The sequence below is a fragment of the Clostridium sp. Marseille-Q2269 genome (assembly GCF_943736985.1).
Lineage (GTDB): Bacteria > Bacillota > Clostridia > Clostridiales > Clostridiaceae > Clostridium_F.
Window position 1 is genome coordinate 1 of record NZ_CALSFS010000008.1, and the last position, 15,928, is coordinate 15,928.

Annotated in this window: 17 protein-coding genes and 1 pseudogene; 8 read left to right on the forward strand and 10 right to left on the reverse strand. The window is 26.5% G+C overall.

From position 1 onward, the window contains the following. Positions 1–135, forward strand: a pseudogene (locus tag NGI68_RS10845) (2-keto-3-deoxygluconate permease); the annotation flags it as partial. Positions 136–350: 215 nt separating this feature from the next. Here NGI68_RS10845 and NGI68_RS17115 read toward each other — a convergent pair. The 5 genes from NGI68_RS17115 to NGI68_RS10865 all read right to left on the reverse strand — a co-directional run bounded on the left by NGI68_RS17115 (position 351) and on the right by NGI68_RS10865 (position 3,434). Continuing rightward, on the reverse strand, positions 351–818 hold the full coding sequence (locus NGI68_RS17115; protein WP_353505384.1) for a hypothetical protein: 468 nt from the start codon (positions 816–818) through the stop codon (positions 351–353). A gap of 69 nt (positions 819–887) precedes the next feature. Further along, the gene (locus tag NGI68_RS17120) at positions 888–1,094 is read right to left on the reverse strand and encodes an NAD(P)-binding protein (protein WP_353505385.1); all 207 of its coding nucleotides are present in this window, start codon (positions 1,092–1,094) and stop codon (positions 888–890) included. Positions 1,095–1,186: 92 nt separating this feature from the next. Next, complete coding sequence (locus NGI68_RS10855; protein ID WP_251861517.1) at positions 1,187–1,573, reverse strand: zinc ribbon domain-containing protein; 387 nt, start codon at positions 1,571–1,573, stop codon at positions 1,187–1,189. A gap of 51 nt (positions 1,574–1,624) precedes the next feature. After that, positions 1,625–2,509 carry a bactofilin family protein gene (locus NGI68_RS10860; RefSeq protein ID WP_251861640.1) on the reverse strand — a complete coding sequence of 295 codons (885 nt, stop codon included), beginning with the start codon at positions 2,507–2,509 and terminating at the stop codon, positions 1,625–1,627. 16 nt (positions 2,510–2,525) lie between these two features. Then, positions 2,526–3,434, reverse strand: coding sequence for a metal ABC transporter substrate-binding protein (locus NGI68_RS10865; RefSeq protein WP_251861518.1), 909 nt, complete (start codon positions 3,432–3,434; stop codon positions 2,526–2,528). A gap of 199 nt (positions 3,435–3,633) precedes the next feature. Here NGI68_RS10865 and NGI68_RS10870 point away from each other — a divergent pair, with 199 nt between their 5' ends. Genes NGI68_RS10870 through rimI form a run of 4 tightly spaced genes read left to right on the forward strand, consistent with a single transcriptional unit; the run spans position 3,634 to position 6,546 of the window. Next, on the forward strand, positions 3,634–4,878 hold the full coding sequence (locus NGI68_RS10870; protein ID WP_251861519.1) for an HD-GYP domain-containing protein: 1,245 nt from the start codon (positions 3,634–3,636) through the stop codon (positions 4,876–4,878). Positions 4,879–4,926: 48 nt separating this feature from the next. Then, entirely contained in the window at positions 4,927–5,385 is a 459-nt protein-coding gene (gene tsaE / locus NGI68_RS10875; RefSeq protein ID WP_251861520.1) for a tRNA (adenosine(37)-N6)-threonylcarbamoyltransferase complex ATPase subunit type 1 TsaE, read from the forward strand. After that, entirely contained in the window at positions 5,382–6,095 is a 714-nt protein-coding gene (tsaB, locus tag NGI68_RS10880; RefSeq protein WP_251861521.1) for a tRNA (adenosine(37)-N6)-threonylcarbamoyltransferase complex dimerization subunit type 1 TsaB, read from the forward strand. Before tsaE ends, tsaB begins: the two co-directional genes overlap by 4 nt. Beyond that, complete coding sequence (rimI, locus tag NGI68_RS10885; protein WP_251861522.1) at positions 6,088–6,546, forward strand: ribosomal protein S18-alanine N-acetyltransferase; 459 nt, start codon at positions 6,088–6,090, stop codon at positions 6,544–6,546. Before tsaB ends, rimI begins: the two co-directional genes overlap by 8 nt. 174 nt (positions 6,547–6,720) lie before the next feature. Here rimI and tyrS read toward each other — a convergent pair whose 3' ends face one another. The 4 genes from tyrS to NGI68_RS10905 all read right to left on the reverse strand — a co-directional run bounded on the left by tyrS (position 6,721) and on the right by NGI68_RS10905 (position 12,386). Next, complete coding sequence (gene tyrS, locus NGI68_RS10890; protein ID WP_251861523.1) at positions 6,721–7,944, reverse strand: tyrosine--tRNA ligase; 1,224 nt, start codon at positions 7,942–7,944, stop codon at positions 6,721–6,723. Between the two features lie 218 nt (positions 7,945–8,162). Then, positions 8,163–8,570: a hypothetical protein gene (locus NGI68_RS10895; RefSeq protein ID WP_251861524.1), complete on the reverse strand. Its 408-nt coding sequence runs from the start codon at positions 8,568–8,570 to the stop codon at positions 8,163–8,165. Between the two features lie 136 nt (positions 8,571–8,706). Continuing rightward, entirely contained in the window at positions 8,707–9,864 is a 1,158-nt protein-coding gene (locus tag NGI68_RS10900) for an AlbA family DNA-binding domain-containing protein (RefSeq protein ID WP_251861525.1), read from the reverse strand. 863 nt (positions 9,865–10,727) lie between these two features. Then, positions 10,728–12,386 (reverse strand): nucleoside kinase, encoded by a 1,659-nt coding sequence (locus NGI68_RS10905; protein ID WP_251861526.1) that lies wholly within the window; start codon positions 12,384–12,386, stop codon positions 10,728–10,730. Between the two features lie 123 nt (positions 12,387–12,509). On the opposite strand from NGI68_RS10905, the gene NGI68_RS10910 reads away from it, so the two are divergent. The 3 genes from NGI68_RS10910 (at position 12,510) to fba (ending at position 14,730) form a co-directional block, all read left to right on the forward strand. Next, positions 12,510–13,178 (forward strand): DUF421 domain-containing protein, encoded by a 669-nt coding sequence (locus NGI68_RS10910; RefSeq protein ID WP_251861527.1) that lies wholly within the window; start codon positions 12,510–12,512, stop codon positions 13,176–13,178. A gap of 62 nt (positions 13,179–13,240) precedes the next feature. Then, positions 13,241–13,579, forward strand: coding sequence for a DUF4363 family protein (locus NGI68_RS10915; RefSeq protein WP_286010113.1), 339 nt, complete (start codon positions 13,241–13,243; stop codon positions 13,577–13,579). 224 nt (positions 13,580–13,803) lie between these two features. Then, complete coding sequence (gene fba / locus NGI68_RS10920) at positions 13,804–14,730, forward strand: class II fructose-1,6-bisphosphate aldolase (RefSeq protein WP_251861529.1); 927 nt, start codon at positions 13,804–13,806, stop codon at positions 14,728–14,730. A 106-nt stretch (positions 14,731–14,836) separates the two neighbouring features. On the opposite strand, the gene NGI68_RS10925 is transcribed toward fba, so the two are convergent. Continuing rightward, positions 14,837–15,874: a nucleoid-associated protein gene (locus tag NGI68_RS10925; protein ID WP_251861530.1), complete on the reverse strand. Its 1,038-nt coding sequence runs from the start codon at positions 15,872–15,874 to the stop codon at positions 14,837–14,839. Positions 15,875–15,928 lie beyond the last annotated feature (54 nt).

Below are 15,928 nucleotides of genomic sequence, written 5' to 3' on the forward strand. Positions count from 1 at the left end.
ATGAGAAAATATCTTGGAAGCAGTAAAATGTTATTAATTCCATTTTTCTCTTTCCCATTAGGTGCAGGAATGAATCTTGAAACTATTGTAAAAGCTGGAGGTCCTGGAATATTATTAGGAATAATAGACGGTTTTGGAGACCGCTACTCTACCAATTGAGCTATACCCCTATATATCAATTATTAATATACCTAGAGTCAAAATCTTATCCTCTTAGGCATCGTTCCAACGACAAATATTATAATACACGATATTTTCAATTATGTCAATATAGATTTTCATTTTTTACTAAAAATATACTTGTAAATATCCACTTAATTATTACATAAAGATAATTTAAATTATACTTATTAATCCTTGAAATGTTTAAAATTATTCCATAACCTCATAACAGGAGTTGCATACTTAAGTATATTTATATTACAATCATTGCTAAATAGCTTATCAAATCCTTTATCCATAATTTTATTATCCAAATTTCTAATGTGAAAATCTAATTCATTATCAGTTAAATTATCCATAAATCTTCTAAGAACAAGAGAATGATTATAATTCTGAAATAATTTTTTAGTAGATTTATCATAAACTTTTTTTCCACAAATATCATATGCTGAATATATTCCTGTTATAATTGATGTAAGTTGACCGAATCCTAATCCAGGTGAAATAGTACCAAAACAATTACCTATAAAATAAGTGTTATCAATCTTAGGTTTATTACATATTCCTATCATATACCTAGTTATTTCAAAATTATCTGTTATCTCAAAGTTTTGCTCTAAATCATTACAGGCTAAATTATATACCTTCTGCCACATATCATTTATATCTAATTTTATATTGCTAGGATAATAATGAATAAATAATTTATTAACTTCATCTATAGGCTATAAATTTATATTATAATTTCCTCTTAGATAAGGTATACAATCTTTAATAGGTTCATCAAGAACACTAAACATGGCCTCTGCATTAACAAATCTATCTCCTACTCTATTTCGTTTTTCAAAAATAGTTGGTTTAATTCCGTACATTTCCAATGTTTTAGCACAAGAAAGACCAGATATTCCATCTCCCATTATAGCTACCTTCATTAAAAGCACCTCCCACACCATATAGTATAAACGGAAAGCATATCTTCATACATTACAATAACTTAGAATAATGAAGAGCTAATCTGATCTTTTTAAAAATATATTCTTTTTCCACAATGTGGACAATATTTAAAATTACTATCTATTTCTTTTCCACAATTATCACAAATTATTGTATGATTCTCATAATATGATTTTTCACTATATATTTCCTGTAAATCCATATTATTGAGGTTTTTATATTCTCTCACACTATTTAAATTTTCCTTTGATATATAATATACTGTATTACAACATCTAGATTTCAAATAATACTTTTCTCCCCATTTAATAAGTGGTATAAAGAAAAAGTGAAAAATATTATAAGTTTTTATAACAGTATATCTGCTTAAACTTCCACATTTTTTGCAAATTAAATTTTCAAGCTCCTCTATTTCTTCCTTTTTTGTATTTATACCAAATATACCAAAGAAGAACATAAATCTTCTCCTCTCATATTAGTTATTTTATTATTTATACATAATGTAAATCTAATGTTTCCAAAAATCATTCCAATCATCAGTAGTATTTAATCTTCTCCAAGGTCTAAAACTTCCAAATTTACTTTTTACAACGATACCAATACTTAATGGTATTATAAATAATATGCTTATTATATGACCTAACCCTAAAAAAACTATACTTCTAATTAATTCATAAAAAGCCACACCAATAAATATAGCCACCATAGGAGATACCTTAGACTTTAAAAATCTCTTTCCTACATACAAGGAAATAGCTGTAAATCCCATAAGAAAAACTATTAATAAAGCCATACATACTATTGGAATCAATATGATACCTACAATACTAAATAATAAGATAATCAACAGTATAAATGTTAATATTATAGAAGCATATCCATAAACTAGGTTCTTTCCTAATTCTTTATCTATGGCCGATGCCATACGCATTTCATTATATGGCATTACATTATATACTACAATGCAAAGTATTAACAATAATATAGCCACTGATATTCTACTATAAGAAAATTTAATATTTTCTATGTTGATATTTCTAAAAGGAATTTTAGCTTTTTCAAATTTTTCCTTTACATCCCCTTTTATATCTCCCTTTGGCCCTTTTGTAACTTTTCCAGCCATAGACGTTACATCACCCGTAACTTTTCCATTTATATATACATTCCCACCTATAGAAGTTACATCACCATTTACAACACCATTTACATATATATCTGAACCTATGCTTATAACATCTCCATTTTCTACTTCACCGGGCTGAATATATATATTTTCATTAAATTTTACTACGCCTTCTACAACTGTATAAGAATTACTTGCTTTAACAGTATGTATTGGAATACTAAATAAGCACAGCATTACAATAACTATACAAAAGTATATCTTTTTCATCACAAAACACCACCTTCTATTTAAAAGTACTTTTTAGTAATGATATATTGTGCTCTATCATATCTTCATACAATATATTGTTATCATAAACCTTCATAAGTAAAGATTTTATTTTATATTTGTCTAATAGGTTTTTATTATTTTCAAGTATATCATTGTCACTTGATAAAAATATGCATTTGTCTTTATACTTTTTACATATATCTTCTATTTCTTTCTCATTAGTTATTTTATCTTTATCATCTCTTTTAATTTTTACTGTGTTTAAATTTAGATATTTTATAAAATAGTCTAGTTTATCCTCATCTACTATAAATATATAATCACCAGTTTTATCTGATATGTTATTAAATTCCTCCTCATAACTCTTAATTCTCTTTAACATATCAGAAAAATTTTTTTCATAAAAATCTCTATTACTGGGATCTTTATCTTGTATAGCATTTTTTATGTTAGATAATGCTATTTTATAATTATTTAAATTCAAAAAATAATACGGATTATCTTTTAATATTTTATTTCCAAACTTTACTTCTTTTTCATAAGGCATTAATTTAGAACCTCTAGATACATTAACTACTCCTACTTTACTTTTATCTAATTTTGATAGGAAATCATCAATCCAAGGCTCAAAACCAGATCCTACATAAAAAAATAGATCCTTACCACTTATATTTTCCAGTGTGTCCTCCTTTACTTTATAATTCATCAATTCATCTTTGTTTTTAAATATATATTCTATATAGTGCTTATCTTTTACTATTTCTTTTATTATGTTATATAAGTTTTTATCTGTAGTAACTATATCTAGATATACTTCCTTTTTTATGTTATCGTCTCCATCAACACCATTATTTGTTCTTGAACAACCAAATAAACTTATACATATTATAAATCCAATTATAAGAATAATATTTTTCTTCATAAATACACCTCTGTAACATATATATTGAAATATATGTATTATCTAATGAACATTCATATTATATTTTACATAATAGATTTTTTTATTGCAAACTTTATATAATACTTTATATAATTTAGTTCATTTAACTAAGAATATTTATTATTTGATAAAGCTATGTTAAAATAGTATAGGAAATTTAGTATTGAGAGGTTTTATTATGTACGTAAGCATGGATAAAGTTTTAATATCTATCTCTACAGCCCTAGACTTGGCTGAAATAAGCTCCATAGGAAATACTAATATCATAGTAGAAGATGTTACTAACATAGATTACTCAAACCATTTATTTCTCAATCATTCTCAAAGAACATGCTATATATCTTTATGTTTAGCTAAAGCTTTAAATATACATGGCACTCACTTAGAAGAATTATATGTATCCTCTTTACTTCATGATATAGGAGCCACAAATTTTCTTTCAAAAAGTCATTCTAGTAGTAAATTTATTTTAGGACATTGTATTACTGGGTCACAAATCACTAAGTCTTTTCCTATTTTTAATAATATATCTAATTTTATATTATATCATCATGAAAATTGGGATGGAAGCGGAGCCTTAAATATGAAAAAAGAGAATATTCCTATACAAAGTCAAATTATAAGATTGTCTGATTTAACAGATCTTTTATATAAAGATAGTATACCTTCTTATGAGCAAAAATCCTATATAATAAATTGGATTAATAATAATAAAAATATAATATTTTGTCCTGAAGTAGTAGATGCTTTTTTACAAGTGTCTTGTACTGATATGTTCTGGCTAGACTTGGAAAATACTAGTTATTTAAAATCTGCTCTAGATAACATTAGTCCTATACATGACTATAAATTAGATTTGCATAAATTTATGGATATAGCTTATATATTTTCAGAGATAATAGATAATAAAAGTTCCTTTACAGCTGATCACTCTAGAGAAATTGCAAAGCTATGTTACAAAGTAGGTAAAGCTATAGGATATGATGAAACAAGATGTATGAAACTTAAAATAGCTGGCCTTCTTCATGATATAGGTAAGCTAGCTATACCAAAAGATATTTTGGACAAAAAAGGTCCTTTAACTAAAAAAGAATTTTCAGTTATAAAATCTCATCCTTATTATACTAATATAATTTTAAATAGATTTGGAGAGATTGGTGATATTGGTTCTTGGGCATCAAATCATCATGAAAAATTAAATGGTAAAGGCTATCCTAGAGGATTGAAAGCAGAAAACTTATGCCAAGAAGATAGAATTATAGCAGTTTGTGATATATATCAGGCCCTAATAGAGGATAGACCTTATAGAAAAGGAATGAACTTAAAAAAAGCTTTTTCTATATTAGATAAGATGGTAGCAGAATCATTAATATGTGGCAAAGCTGTATATAATTTAAAACAAGCTATGTCATATAATAACTAAAGTTGTTTTTCCTCTATCTTTGTGCTATAAATATTTTGAGGTGATTATATGGAATTCTTAGTTAACTCTATAGAAAAAACAATTCATATAGGAGATTTTATAGGGCGTCATTGTAGTTCAGGAGATATTATATGTCTAAATGGTGATTTAGGTGCAGGTAAAACTCACTTATCTAAGGGAATAGCTACAGGTCTAAATATCCAAGATACTATAACTAGTCCAACTTTTAATATAGTTAATGAATATAATGGGAAATTAAAACTATATCATTTTGATGTTTATAGAGTAAATGATCCAGATGAAATAGAAGCTATAGGATTTGATGAATACATATTTGGAGAAGGTGTAAGCATTATTGAATGGTCTGATTATATAGAGGATCTTATTCCAGATGAATATATGGATATACGAATAACTAAAATGCCTAACATGGGTGACAATTATAGAAAAATATCAATAACTTATCATGGTAATAGATATGATTATATAAAGGAGCTAAAAATATGAAAATTCTAAGCATAGATTCTGCTACAGAATGCGCTAGTTGTTCTGTATTAGATGAAGACAAATTATACGGCGAAATAAATTTTAACTATAAAAAACAACATTCTACCATATTGATGAGTATGATAGATACTTTACTTAAAAATATAGATTGCGACATATCCTCTATAGATGCTTTCGTTATATCTAAAGGACCTGGATCTTTTACAGGATTAAGAATAGGGTCTGCTACCGTAAAAGGATTAAGTGAGGGTACAAAAAAACCTTTTATTTCTGTATCTTCTCTAGATAGTTTGGCTTTTAATTTGGCTTTTACGGAAGGTATTATTTGCCCAATATTAGATGCCTTAAGAGGAAATGTTTATACATCTTTATATAAATTTGAAAATGAAAAACTTGAGAAATTGATGGATTATAACGTAATATCCATAACAGATTTGATAGATATACTAAAGTGTAGAAATGAATCTATAACATTTGTAGGTGATGGTATTTTAAAATTTAAAGATACTATATTGAGCGCTCTAAGCAATGTGAAATTTGCTCCTAGCCATTTAAACTTAGCTCGTTCTTCTTCTTTGGGGGAATTGGGATTAAAATTATTAAAAGATGGCTATAAAGATGATATTCGTACTTTTGCTCCTCTATACATAAGAAAATCTCAGGCAGAACGAGAATATGAAAAAAAAATGGGAATGAAAAATAATGAATAAAAAAGATATAATTATATTGCCACTATCCCTAGAATATATAGATGGCGTAATGGAGATAGACAGTTTAAGTTTTTCTGTACCTTGGAGTAAAATTTCTTATGAAACAGAGCTTAAAAATAAATTTGCAAAATATATAATTGTTGTAGATAAAACAAATAATAAGGTTTTAGGATTTGCAGGAATGTGGCTTATAATAGATGAATGCCATATAACCAATATAGCCGTTCATCCAAATTATAGAGGACTAGGAATAGGAAATATCTTAATGAATGAAATAATAGAGTTTTGCAAACAGCATACTATAACTGGTATAACATTAGAAGTTAGAGAATCTAATACCACTGCTAAAAACCTTTATTATAAACACGGCTTTAAGGATAGCGGTATAAGAAAAGGCTATTATTCAGATAATAACGAAAATGCTCTATTAATGTGGAAAACAGATTTATAAAATAATTTATAAAATCATATAAATAGAAAAACTATTTTTCTCCATAGTTTTGTAAATTACACAAATACATTTATATTCCTAATAAAAATATACTTAATAAGATTTAAACCTTATTAAGTATATTTTTTATAATCATTTTAGATTACATTTATTTTATTATTAAAATATAATTTATTACTCTACTATTATTCTATTAAAATTCTTTTTGCCTCTTCTAATCATTATACCATCTTCTGTAACATGTTCTTCTATTACTACCAGATTTACATCTGTAACTTTTTCATCATTTAAGTAAAGGCCACCTTGTTTTATTAACCTTCTAGCTTCGCTTTTAGACGGTAATATTTCACACTTAACTAATACATCTACTAATAAGTTATTTAGCTCTTCTTTGCTTATATGGGATGTCGGCATGTTTCCTAAGTCTTTAGCATTCCCACCAAATAAAGCTTCTGCAGCAACTTTAGCTTTTTCTGCTTCTTCTTCTCCATGTATAACTTTAGTAACTTCAAAAGCTAACACTTTTTTAGCTTCGTTTATTTGTGATCCTTCTAATGATGAAAGTCTTTTAACTTCATCCATTGGTAAGAAAGTTAATAAACGTAAGCATTTTTCTACATCTGCGTCTGCTATGTTTCTCCAATATTGATAAAATTCATATGGTGATGTTTTTTCAGGATCTAACCATAAAGCTCCACTTTCTGTTTTACCCATTTTCTTTCCTTCACTATTAGTTAAAAGAGTAAAGGTCATACCATAGGCTGCTTTAGTTTCTTTTCTCCTTATTAGGTCTACACCTGCCAATATATTAGACCATTGATCATCTCCACCTAATTCCATAACACAATTATACTTTCTATTTAATTCTAAGAAATCATAACCTTGCATTAGCATATAGTTAAACTCTAAGAAAGATAATCCTTTTTCCAATCTACTTTTAAAGCATTCTGCTGTTAACATTTTGTTTACTGAAAAATGAACACCTATTTCTCTTAAAAATTCTATATAATTTAAGTTCAAAAGCCAATCTGCATTGTTTACCATAATGGCTTTATCTTCTGAAAAATCTATTATTTTTGCTAATTGTTTTTTAAAACAATTACAGTTATGCTCTATTTGCTCTTTTGTCATCATTTTTCTCATATCTGTTTTCCCAGTAGGATCCCCTATCATTCCTGTTCCTCCACCTACTAAGGCTACAGGTCTATGTCCAGCTTTTTGCATATGAGCCATAACCATCATTTGAAGGAAATGTCCTACATGTAAGCTATCTGCTGTAGGATCAAAGCCTATATAGAAAGTAATTTTTTCTTTTCCTAAAAGTTCTCTTATTTCTTCCTCATGAGTTAATTGTTTTATGTAACCACGTTCTTTTAATACATCATATACGTTACTCAATGTTCATTCCTCCTAATATTAGTTCCTTTTTTTAGTATATATTGAAAGCTATATTTTATCAATATTCATATAAATAATGTTTAACGTAATTTATATTAATTATTACATTTATCTAAAATTAAAGCTATTGAAAATTTCCTTATCAATAGCTTTAATACTTAATATAAAATTATTTTTAATCTATATAAACTAAAAATTGTTTTCAATCCTAATAATCCCTATGCTACGTACTTTCTTATAATCTCAGGTATATCCTTTTCTTCATTGATACTTATATAAAAATTCACATTGTAGTGTTCTCCAATATCCTCCAAGGCATAAAATAATTGTGCCGCATTATAAACACTCTTAGTTACAATATCAAACAGCCCATCAATATATACGCTTTCAATATCATAATCTTTTGCTAAAATGCCGCACAAAAATCCATAAAATCTCTCGGAACTATTAATTTTAAACTCAGAACTATCAATCAATCTTATTTTGCTATTTAGTTGAAACATAGCGCTATTATCCTCGTCAATATAAACAATATTACCCTCTCTAAATTTGACCTCCTCGTTAGCCATATTAATCATAGCTTTTGTTTTCCCTGATCCTCTTTGATCACAAAAAACTTGAATCATTTCTACCACCCCTTTTATAATATTTAGGTGAACTCCTCACCTTAAATTATATAGTAATTAAAATGATTTTTCAATAATATTTGGAATATTTACAATATAAAAAATAGTCTATAATATTACATTTTATAATGTTTTTTTACCTATTTTTCTTATAAAATTTATTTATTCCTGGAAACATAACTTTAAAACAATTCTCTCTAAAAGAATTTATAAAGATAACTTTTCCCTTTCCTCTAAATGCTTTTTTCATTCTTCTAAAACCATTTCCCGATTTAGTAAATCTATTTTTATCATCAAGTGTTATTAATTTTTCATATATCCACATATTTCTTTTTAATGTATTAAAGGAACTCATATTATTATCTCTTAATAAACATCCTGGACTTATTATACTAATACTTTTATTGTCTATTAATACCTGTATCTCTTCATAAAATATGGAATAATCTCTATATAACACTGCATTATTTATAGCTTCACATACTGCATCTATAGGATATGATTTAGGTAAAATATTTAGTAAAATATTTCTAGACCTATCTATAATATATAATAAATCTCCTTGAATTATATTAACTTTATCAAATTTGTTATTTATATTATTAATTATCTTTATTCCGTTGTGAGGTAAAAATATATTATTTTTTCTAGAAAATATAAGTAATCCTCCTAAAGATCCTACAAATTTACCTAGTTCCTTATCATAGTTTATTATAGATGCTTTTTCCATCATACTTATTCTATTGTCTTCATTAACAGCCACACCCATTGCACTAAAGTATTTATCTACTAAAGATATCTCCATATCCTTTTCATCACTTTTGATTATAGAACATAGCTCAATATTTAAACTTAAATTGTCCTGAAGAGAAGATATAATCTCTTCCTTTCTCATAACATCTGTAGTTGATCCTCTTCTTATATAAAAAACTCCATTTTCTCTCATCTGATAAGGCTTCTGATCACTATCATATATATTAATAATAACTAATCTTTTCCCTTTATATTGCAATGTTTCTAATGATATGGGTACAGGTGGATCTGTCCTTGAACTTATGATTTGTTGTATCTGTTCCTCTGTAAAATCCATATTATCTATACCAACTATATTTTTAGTTTTATCCTCTACCCCTATGATGATATATCCTCTACCACCTTTAGAGTTAGCAATGGCAGAAACATCTTTTGTTAATTCCTTTTTCCCACTTTCCGTATTAATATCTATAATCTGTTTGAAATCTAATTTTAAACCTTCATTTTTTTTAATTAAACTAGCCAATTTTTTTTCATCCATAACACTACTCCTAAAATACTTATAGCTGATAATATATTATATACATAAAAACCGATTTATATATTATATTTTAAATGATTTAATTTAATATTTACAGAGTATTTTCAAAATAAGTCGTAAAATAAGAAAATTACGACATAACAGACTTTAAAGGATTAAAATTAAAACAAGGAATACTTTTAGTCAATAGATAGCTATTTTCCTTAAAAGTATTCCTTGTTTTAATCCACTTAAAGACTGTTATATAAATTTTTAGTCTCACATAAATATTTTAAATTTAAATATAAAATAATTGGCATAGCCAGGAAATTAATCCATAGGAAATTTCATTGCTAACGCATAAATATTTAGTATTAATAATACTTGTATAAATTTTATAAATCATATATTAGTCTGGCATACTACGCATTAATTTTCTAACGAAAATTTTTTAAGACTTTTTTAAATAATAAAAATAATTGAGAGTTTCTAATAGCTTTAAATATCTTTATGAGTCTACAATATTCTTATAAATAAAAACATAATTGTAGATTTTACGTAACAAAGAGGAGTAAAATCCTCCTTTGTACTTCCTATTCCACATAAAATTACGTTTAAATAGATATAATATCTTTCTTAGATTAAAAAATTGGGATAAGTGGCGTAAAAAGGCATTTGAACAAAATTAGAGATTCTTATTTGTTTTCGAAAATATATGTATATTCCAAATTATTGTTTGAGCGTTCAGCCAGTTATAATTTGGAATCATATATTTTAAGGAAAAACAAATTAGAATTTCTTATTGAAGTGAATTGTCTTTCAAGCCACATATCCCTTTTTTTAATCTAAGGTAGTGACTTTTAAGTCGTAATTTTATTATTTTATTAATATTCATAAAAACAACTTCCGCCTATGAATTCCCTTAATATAGAATTATCAGGAACCAAATCCATATCAACCTCTTTGAAAAAGTTTAGGAAACTTTTCAATCTAGTTGCTTCATAGTAAACGTCACTATTCTTATCTATCTTATTAAGTTCTTCAAGAGCGTATTTTTTTAATACACAAAGTTCATAGACTATTGTGGAGTTAAACATTATATCTGCATTTTCTTGGAACACAAATATATTTCTATCTTCTCCCCTTTTTATGGAAGACCACATTCTTAAAGTTTCTTCTCCTCTATAGCCCCTTGATAAATAGTCTCTAACTAATCTTCTTATTATTCTTACATCAGTTGTGGACACTCTATTATGGTTGTCTATATTTAATTGAGTTAGTGCGCTTATATATATTTTAAATTTATTTTCATCGTTTATCTCTCTTGTTAATATTGGATTTAATCCATGTATTCCTTCTATTATCAATATACCATTTTTAGGGAGTTTTATTTTATTACCTTTATATTCTCTTTTTCCAATTTTGAAATTAAAAGTAGGTAATTCGATCTCTTCCCCTTTTAATATTTGTTTTAAATTTTCATTAAATAAATCTATATCTAAAGCATCAATAGATTCAAAATCATAGTCTCCATTTTTATCTCTAGGCGTGTTCTCTCTATCTACAAAATAATTGTCTAAAGAAATAGGAACAGGAATCAAGCCATTTACTCTTAACTGGATTCCAACTCTATTTGCAAATGTAGTTTTTCCTGATGATGAAGGTCCTGATATTAGTATCATCTTTATATTATTTTTGTCATATACTATGTCTGCTATATTTGCTATTTTCTTTTCATGTAATGCCTCTGATACTCTTATTATATTTTTTATTTCACCGTTAACAACTTTGTCATTCAATGCTCCTACATCTGCTACATCTAAAATTCCCCCCCATCTTTCTGTTTCTCTAAATATTTTCGTAAGTTTTTTATATTCAATAAAATCTGGAATATTAAATGGATCTTTTTCTCTAGGATATCTTAATATAAATCCTGGATCATAGTACATAATATCAAATTTTTTAATTGCTCCTGTTGAATATGCCATTGTTCCATAGAAATAATCGTATCTTCCATCTAATTCATACAATTTTACTTCCGTATATGGAACATGATTTAAAAGTCTAACTTTATCTTTCATTCCATACTCTTTAAATATTTCTACAGCTTTTTCTTTTTTAATCCAAACCTTTTTTATCTTTATATCTTTATTTATTATTTCATTCATTTTATTTTTAATTTTTAATATATCACCTTTATTTAATAATAGATTTTTATGAATTTCACCATATAGTCCTTTACCTAAAGAATGCTCAATAATAACAGTAGCCTTTGGATATAAGTCTAATACTGCTTTTATAAATATAAATTGCAAAGTCCTAACATAAGTATTTAATCCCATCCTATCTGTTATGTCTACAGGGGTGAATAATCCTTCTTTTTTAACTTTGGAAGCTAGTTCATAATATTCTCCATCTATTTTCCCAAGTAATGCAGGCAAGTTACCTTCTAATTTGTTTTCTTTCATTACATCATACAAATTTTTATCCTTAGATACTAAAATGCTACTACCATTAGGTATATCTAGCTTTAATTCTTCCATTTTATTCATCTCCTCATTTTAGGCTGTACTATTATTATAATTCAATTTATTCTATTTTGTTACTTATATTTATTCATATTTTTATTGAAAATTGCCACAATATGATTATAAGGAGGTTTACATATGTTTATAGTCTTAATTAGAACTATAATTTTATACCTTTTAGTTATATTATCTATGAGACTAATGGGAAAAAAACAAATAGGCGAATTAGAGCCTTTTGAATTAGCCATAACTATAATGATATCCGAATTAGCATCATTACCTATGCAGGATTCTCGTATACCATTATTACATGGAATAGTTCCTATATTAACACTTTTAATACTTCAAAATATGTTTTCACTTTTACAGCTTAAAAGTGAAAAACTAAGAAGCTTAATTAATGGAGAACCTAGCATATTAATAGAAAATGGTACGATTAATTTCAATGAATTAAAAAATCAACGCTTTAATATAAACGATATGATGGAAGAACTAAGACTTCAAGGATATTATGATTTAGGAAATATAGAGTATGCAATATTAGAGACTAGTGGTCAATTATCCATAATTCCTAAAACTGAAGAATGTGCTGCAACTAAAAAAGATTTATCTATAAAAACCACACAAGAAAAATTACCTGTAACATTAATTTTAGATGGAAAACTTAATAAAAGAAACTTAAAATTAATAAAAAAGGATGAACAGTGGCTAAAAAATAAATTAAAAGAAAAAAATATTAATTCTTATGATGAAATACTAGTAGCTATTTTAAATTCTAAAGGAAGTCTATATTATGAAAAAAAATAAAATTATAAGTAGGTGATATTATCAAGAGAAGTATAGCATCATTTGTATTATTTTTAATTTTAATTCTTACACTTTTAAACTATTCCTCTAAGCTAAATACTACTTGTAAAAATTTTATGAATCAATGTACTCAGTTAGAAAATTTAATTTCCTCTGAATCCTGGGAAAAAGCATATACTAAATCCAAAGAAATATTTGATAATTGGAAAAATGATCATTTTGTTATTTCTATGGTTATAAATCATTCAGAAATAGATAATATAAACAACGAATTATCTAAACTTACTCAATATGTAAAGTCTGAGAACAAAGATGAATCTTTAGCTTCTATTAATATAGTCAGATTTTTATTAGAGCACATTATGTTAATGGAAAAAATAAATATAGAGAATATAGTATAATATGATTCTAACTTTGGCTATAAGTATATGCTAATATTATATATATCACTCACAATTGGTTTGCTGCACTTTTAAAAAATATATAAATGAATTATAATTAAACTGTGGAAAATATTTGAGTAATAATCTATAATATAATTATGGTTAATAAATAAAAGTCCCATAGGGACTATATAAGTCCCTATGTATTTATTTTAAATTTATTTTGGAAGGTGGAATATTAAATGGCATTAGTAACAACTAAAGAAATGTTTAAGAAAGCTTATGAAGGCAAATATGCTATAGGTGCATTCAACATTAACAATATGGAAATATTACAAGGAGTTGTAAACTCTGCTAAAGCTGCAAACTCAGCTGTTATACTTCAAGTATCTACAGGTGCTTTAAAATATGCAGGTCCTAAATACTTAAAAGCAATGGTAGACGCAGCTATAGCTGAAACTGGAATAGATTTAGCTCTACACTTAGATCATGGTCCAGATTTTGATGCTGTAAAATTAGCTATAGAAAGTGGATTTACTTCTGTAATGTTTGATGGTTCTCATTATGATTATGAAGAAAATGTAGCTAAAACTAAAGAAGTAGTAGAATATGCTCACGCTCGTGGAGTTGTAGTTGAAGCTGAATTAGGAGTATTAGCAGGAGTAGAAGATGACGTAAAAAGCGACGTACATATCTACACTGATCCAGAACAAGCAGTAGATTTCGTAAACAGAACAGGTGTTGATTCTTTAGCAATAGCTATAGGAACAAGCCACGGTGCTTACAAATTTGCTGGAGAAGCTCAATTAAGATTTGATATATTAGAAGAAATCCAAACAAAATTACCTGGATTCCCAATAGTTCTTCACGGAGCATCTTCTGTAGATCCAGAATCTGTTGAAACTTGCAACAAATATGGTGGAGCTATCAACGGAGCTAAAGGAGTTCCTTCTGATATGCTTAGAAAAGCATCTTCAATGGCTGTATGTAAAATAAACATGGATACAGATTTAAGATTAGGTATGACAGCTGGTATAAGAAAAGTTCTTTCTGAAGATCCAAAACAATTTGATCCAAGAAAATACTTAGGTGAAGGTAGAAAGAGAATTGAAAAAATCGTTGAAGATAAAATAAAAGACGTTTTAGGTTCAACTGATTCTTTAAAATAATAAATTTAATTCATAGAAAGTAGATAGATTAAAATCTATCTACTTTCTATTCTCTGTTATTTATTTTATATTTTATTCTGTATGTTCAAATGATATATTATGCAAATTATTTTTGCATATAATTATACACATTTTTAATTACGATATTTACAGAACCATCTCCTACTCTCCTTACTTCAAATCTTGATTCATCATGATAAGATTCTTCATCTATGTATAAGTCGATATCCTTATCTACCTTTACCCTTATCCTTTTAAATTTTTTATCTACCCATTCCTTGTCTACAGGCACTTTTTCTTTTACTCCCTGTTGTGAAATAAACCCTTCGTAGTTTAATTTAGCATCAGGATTCTCTCCAAAAATATCATTAGAAACTTCTTTTACATCTATAGTATCTTCTTCCTTTAATAGCTTATTTACTGTTCTTATTATTTTTTCTGATGTATCTGCATTTTCATTTAAATTAGATTTAGCCCACTCTTCTGTAGCTTTAACAAAATTCTTTGTAGCATCTCTTTCATTTTCTACTATCCTGCAGCCTAAGTATTTACTTATAAAATAGTTTGATCCATATTCTTCACTATCTTTAGATTTTTTTTGTTTATCTATAACCATTAAATTAAACTCTTGTCCTTCTCTTATAGGTTTTATAAATGCACACTTCTGTATTTTTTGAGCACTAGCAGGCAATCCTGTGAATTCTGGAACTATGTCTATACCAATTTTATCTTCAACCATATCCACTACATGAATATAATTTTTAACATAATCCATCTTTAATATGGCAAGCATTGGTCCATATTCTGTAGATATAGAAACTATCATCAAATCACAAGATGCTATATTATCATTGCCTTTCATCAATATAAAAAGCTGCCTAGCTAACTCTTTAGAGACATTTAATAGATCATTTTGACCATTTAAATATTCTTGAGAAAGTTCTTTTACTATATTTCTTTCCTGATTAAATACAGCATATTTTAACTCTTCATCTTTTAAACATCTATCAACATGCTTTAATATAAATTTATATATTTCATCATCTAATCTTAATTTATATTCATTTAATACAGGTTCTTCACTGTTATTATCTAGTATATGTATTATAGCTTCATTAATATTAACTTCTTTTATATATTCCAAAAATAACACTCCTTACTTACATCATTTAACATATATACATTATATTTCAAAGTT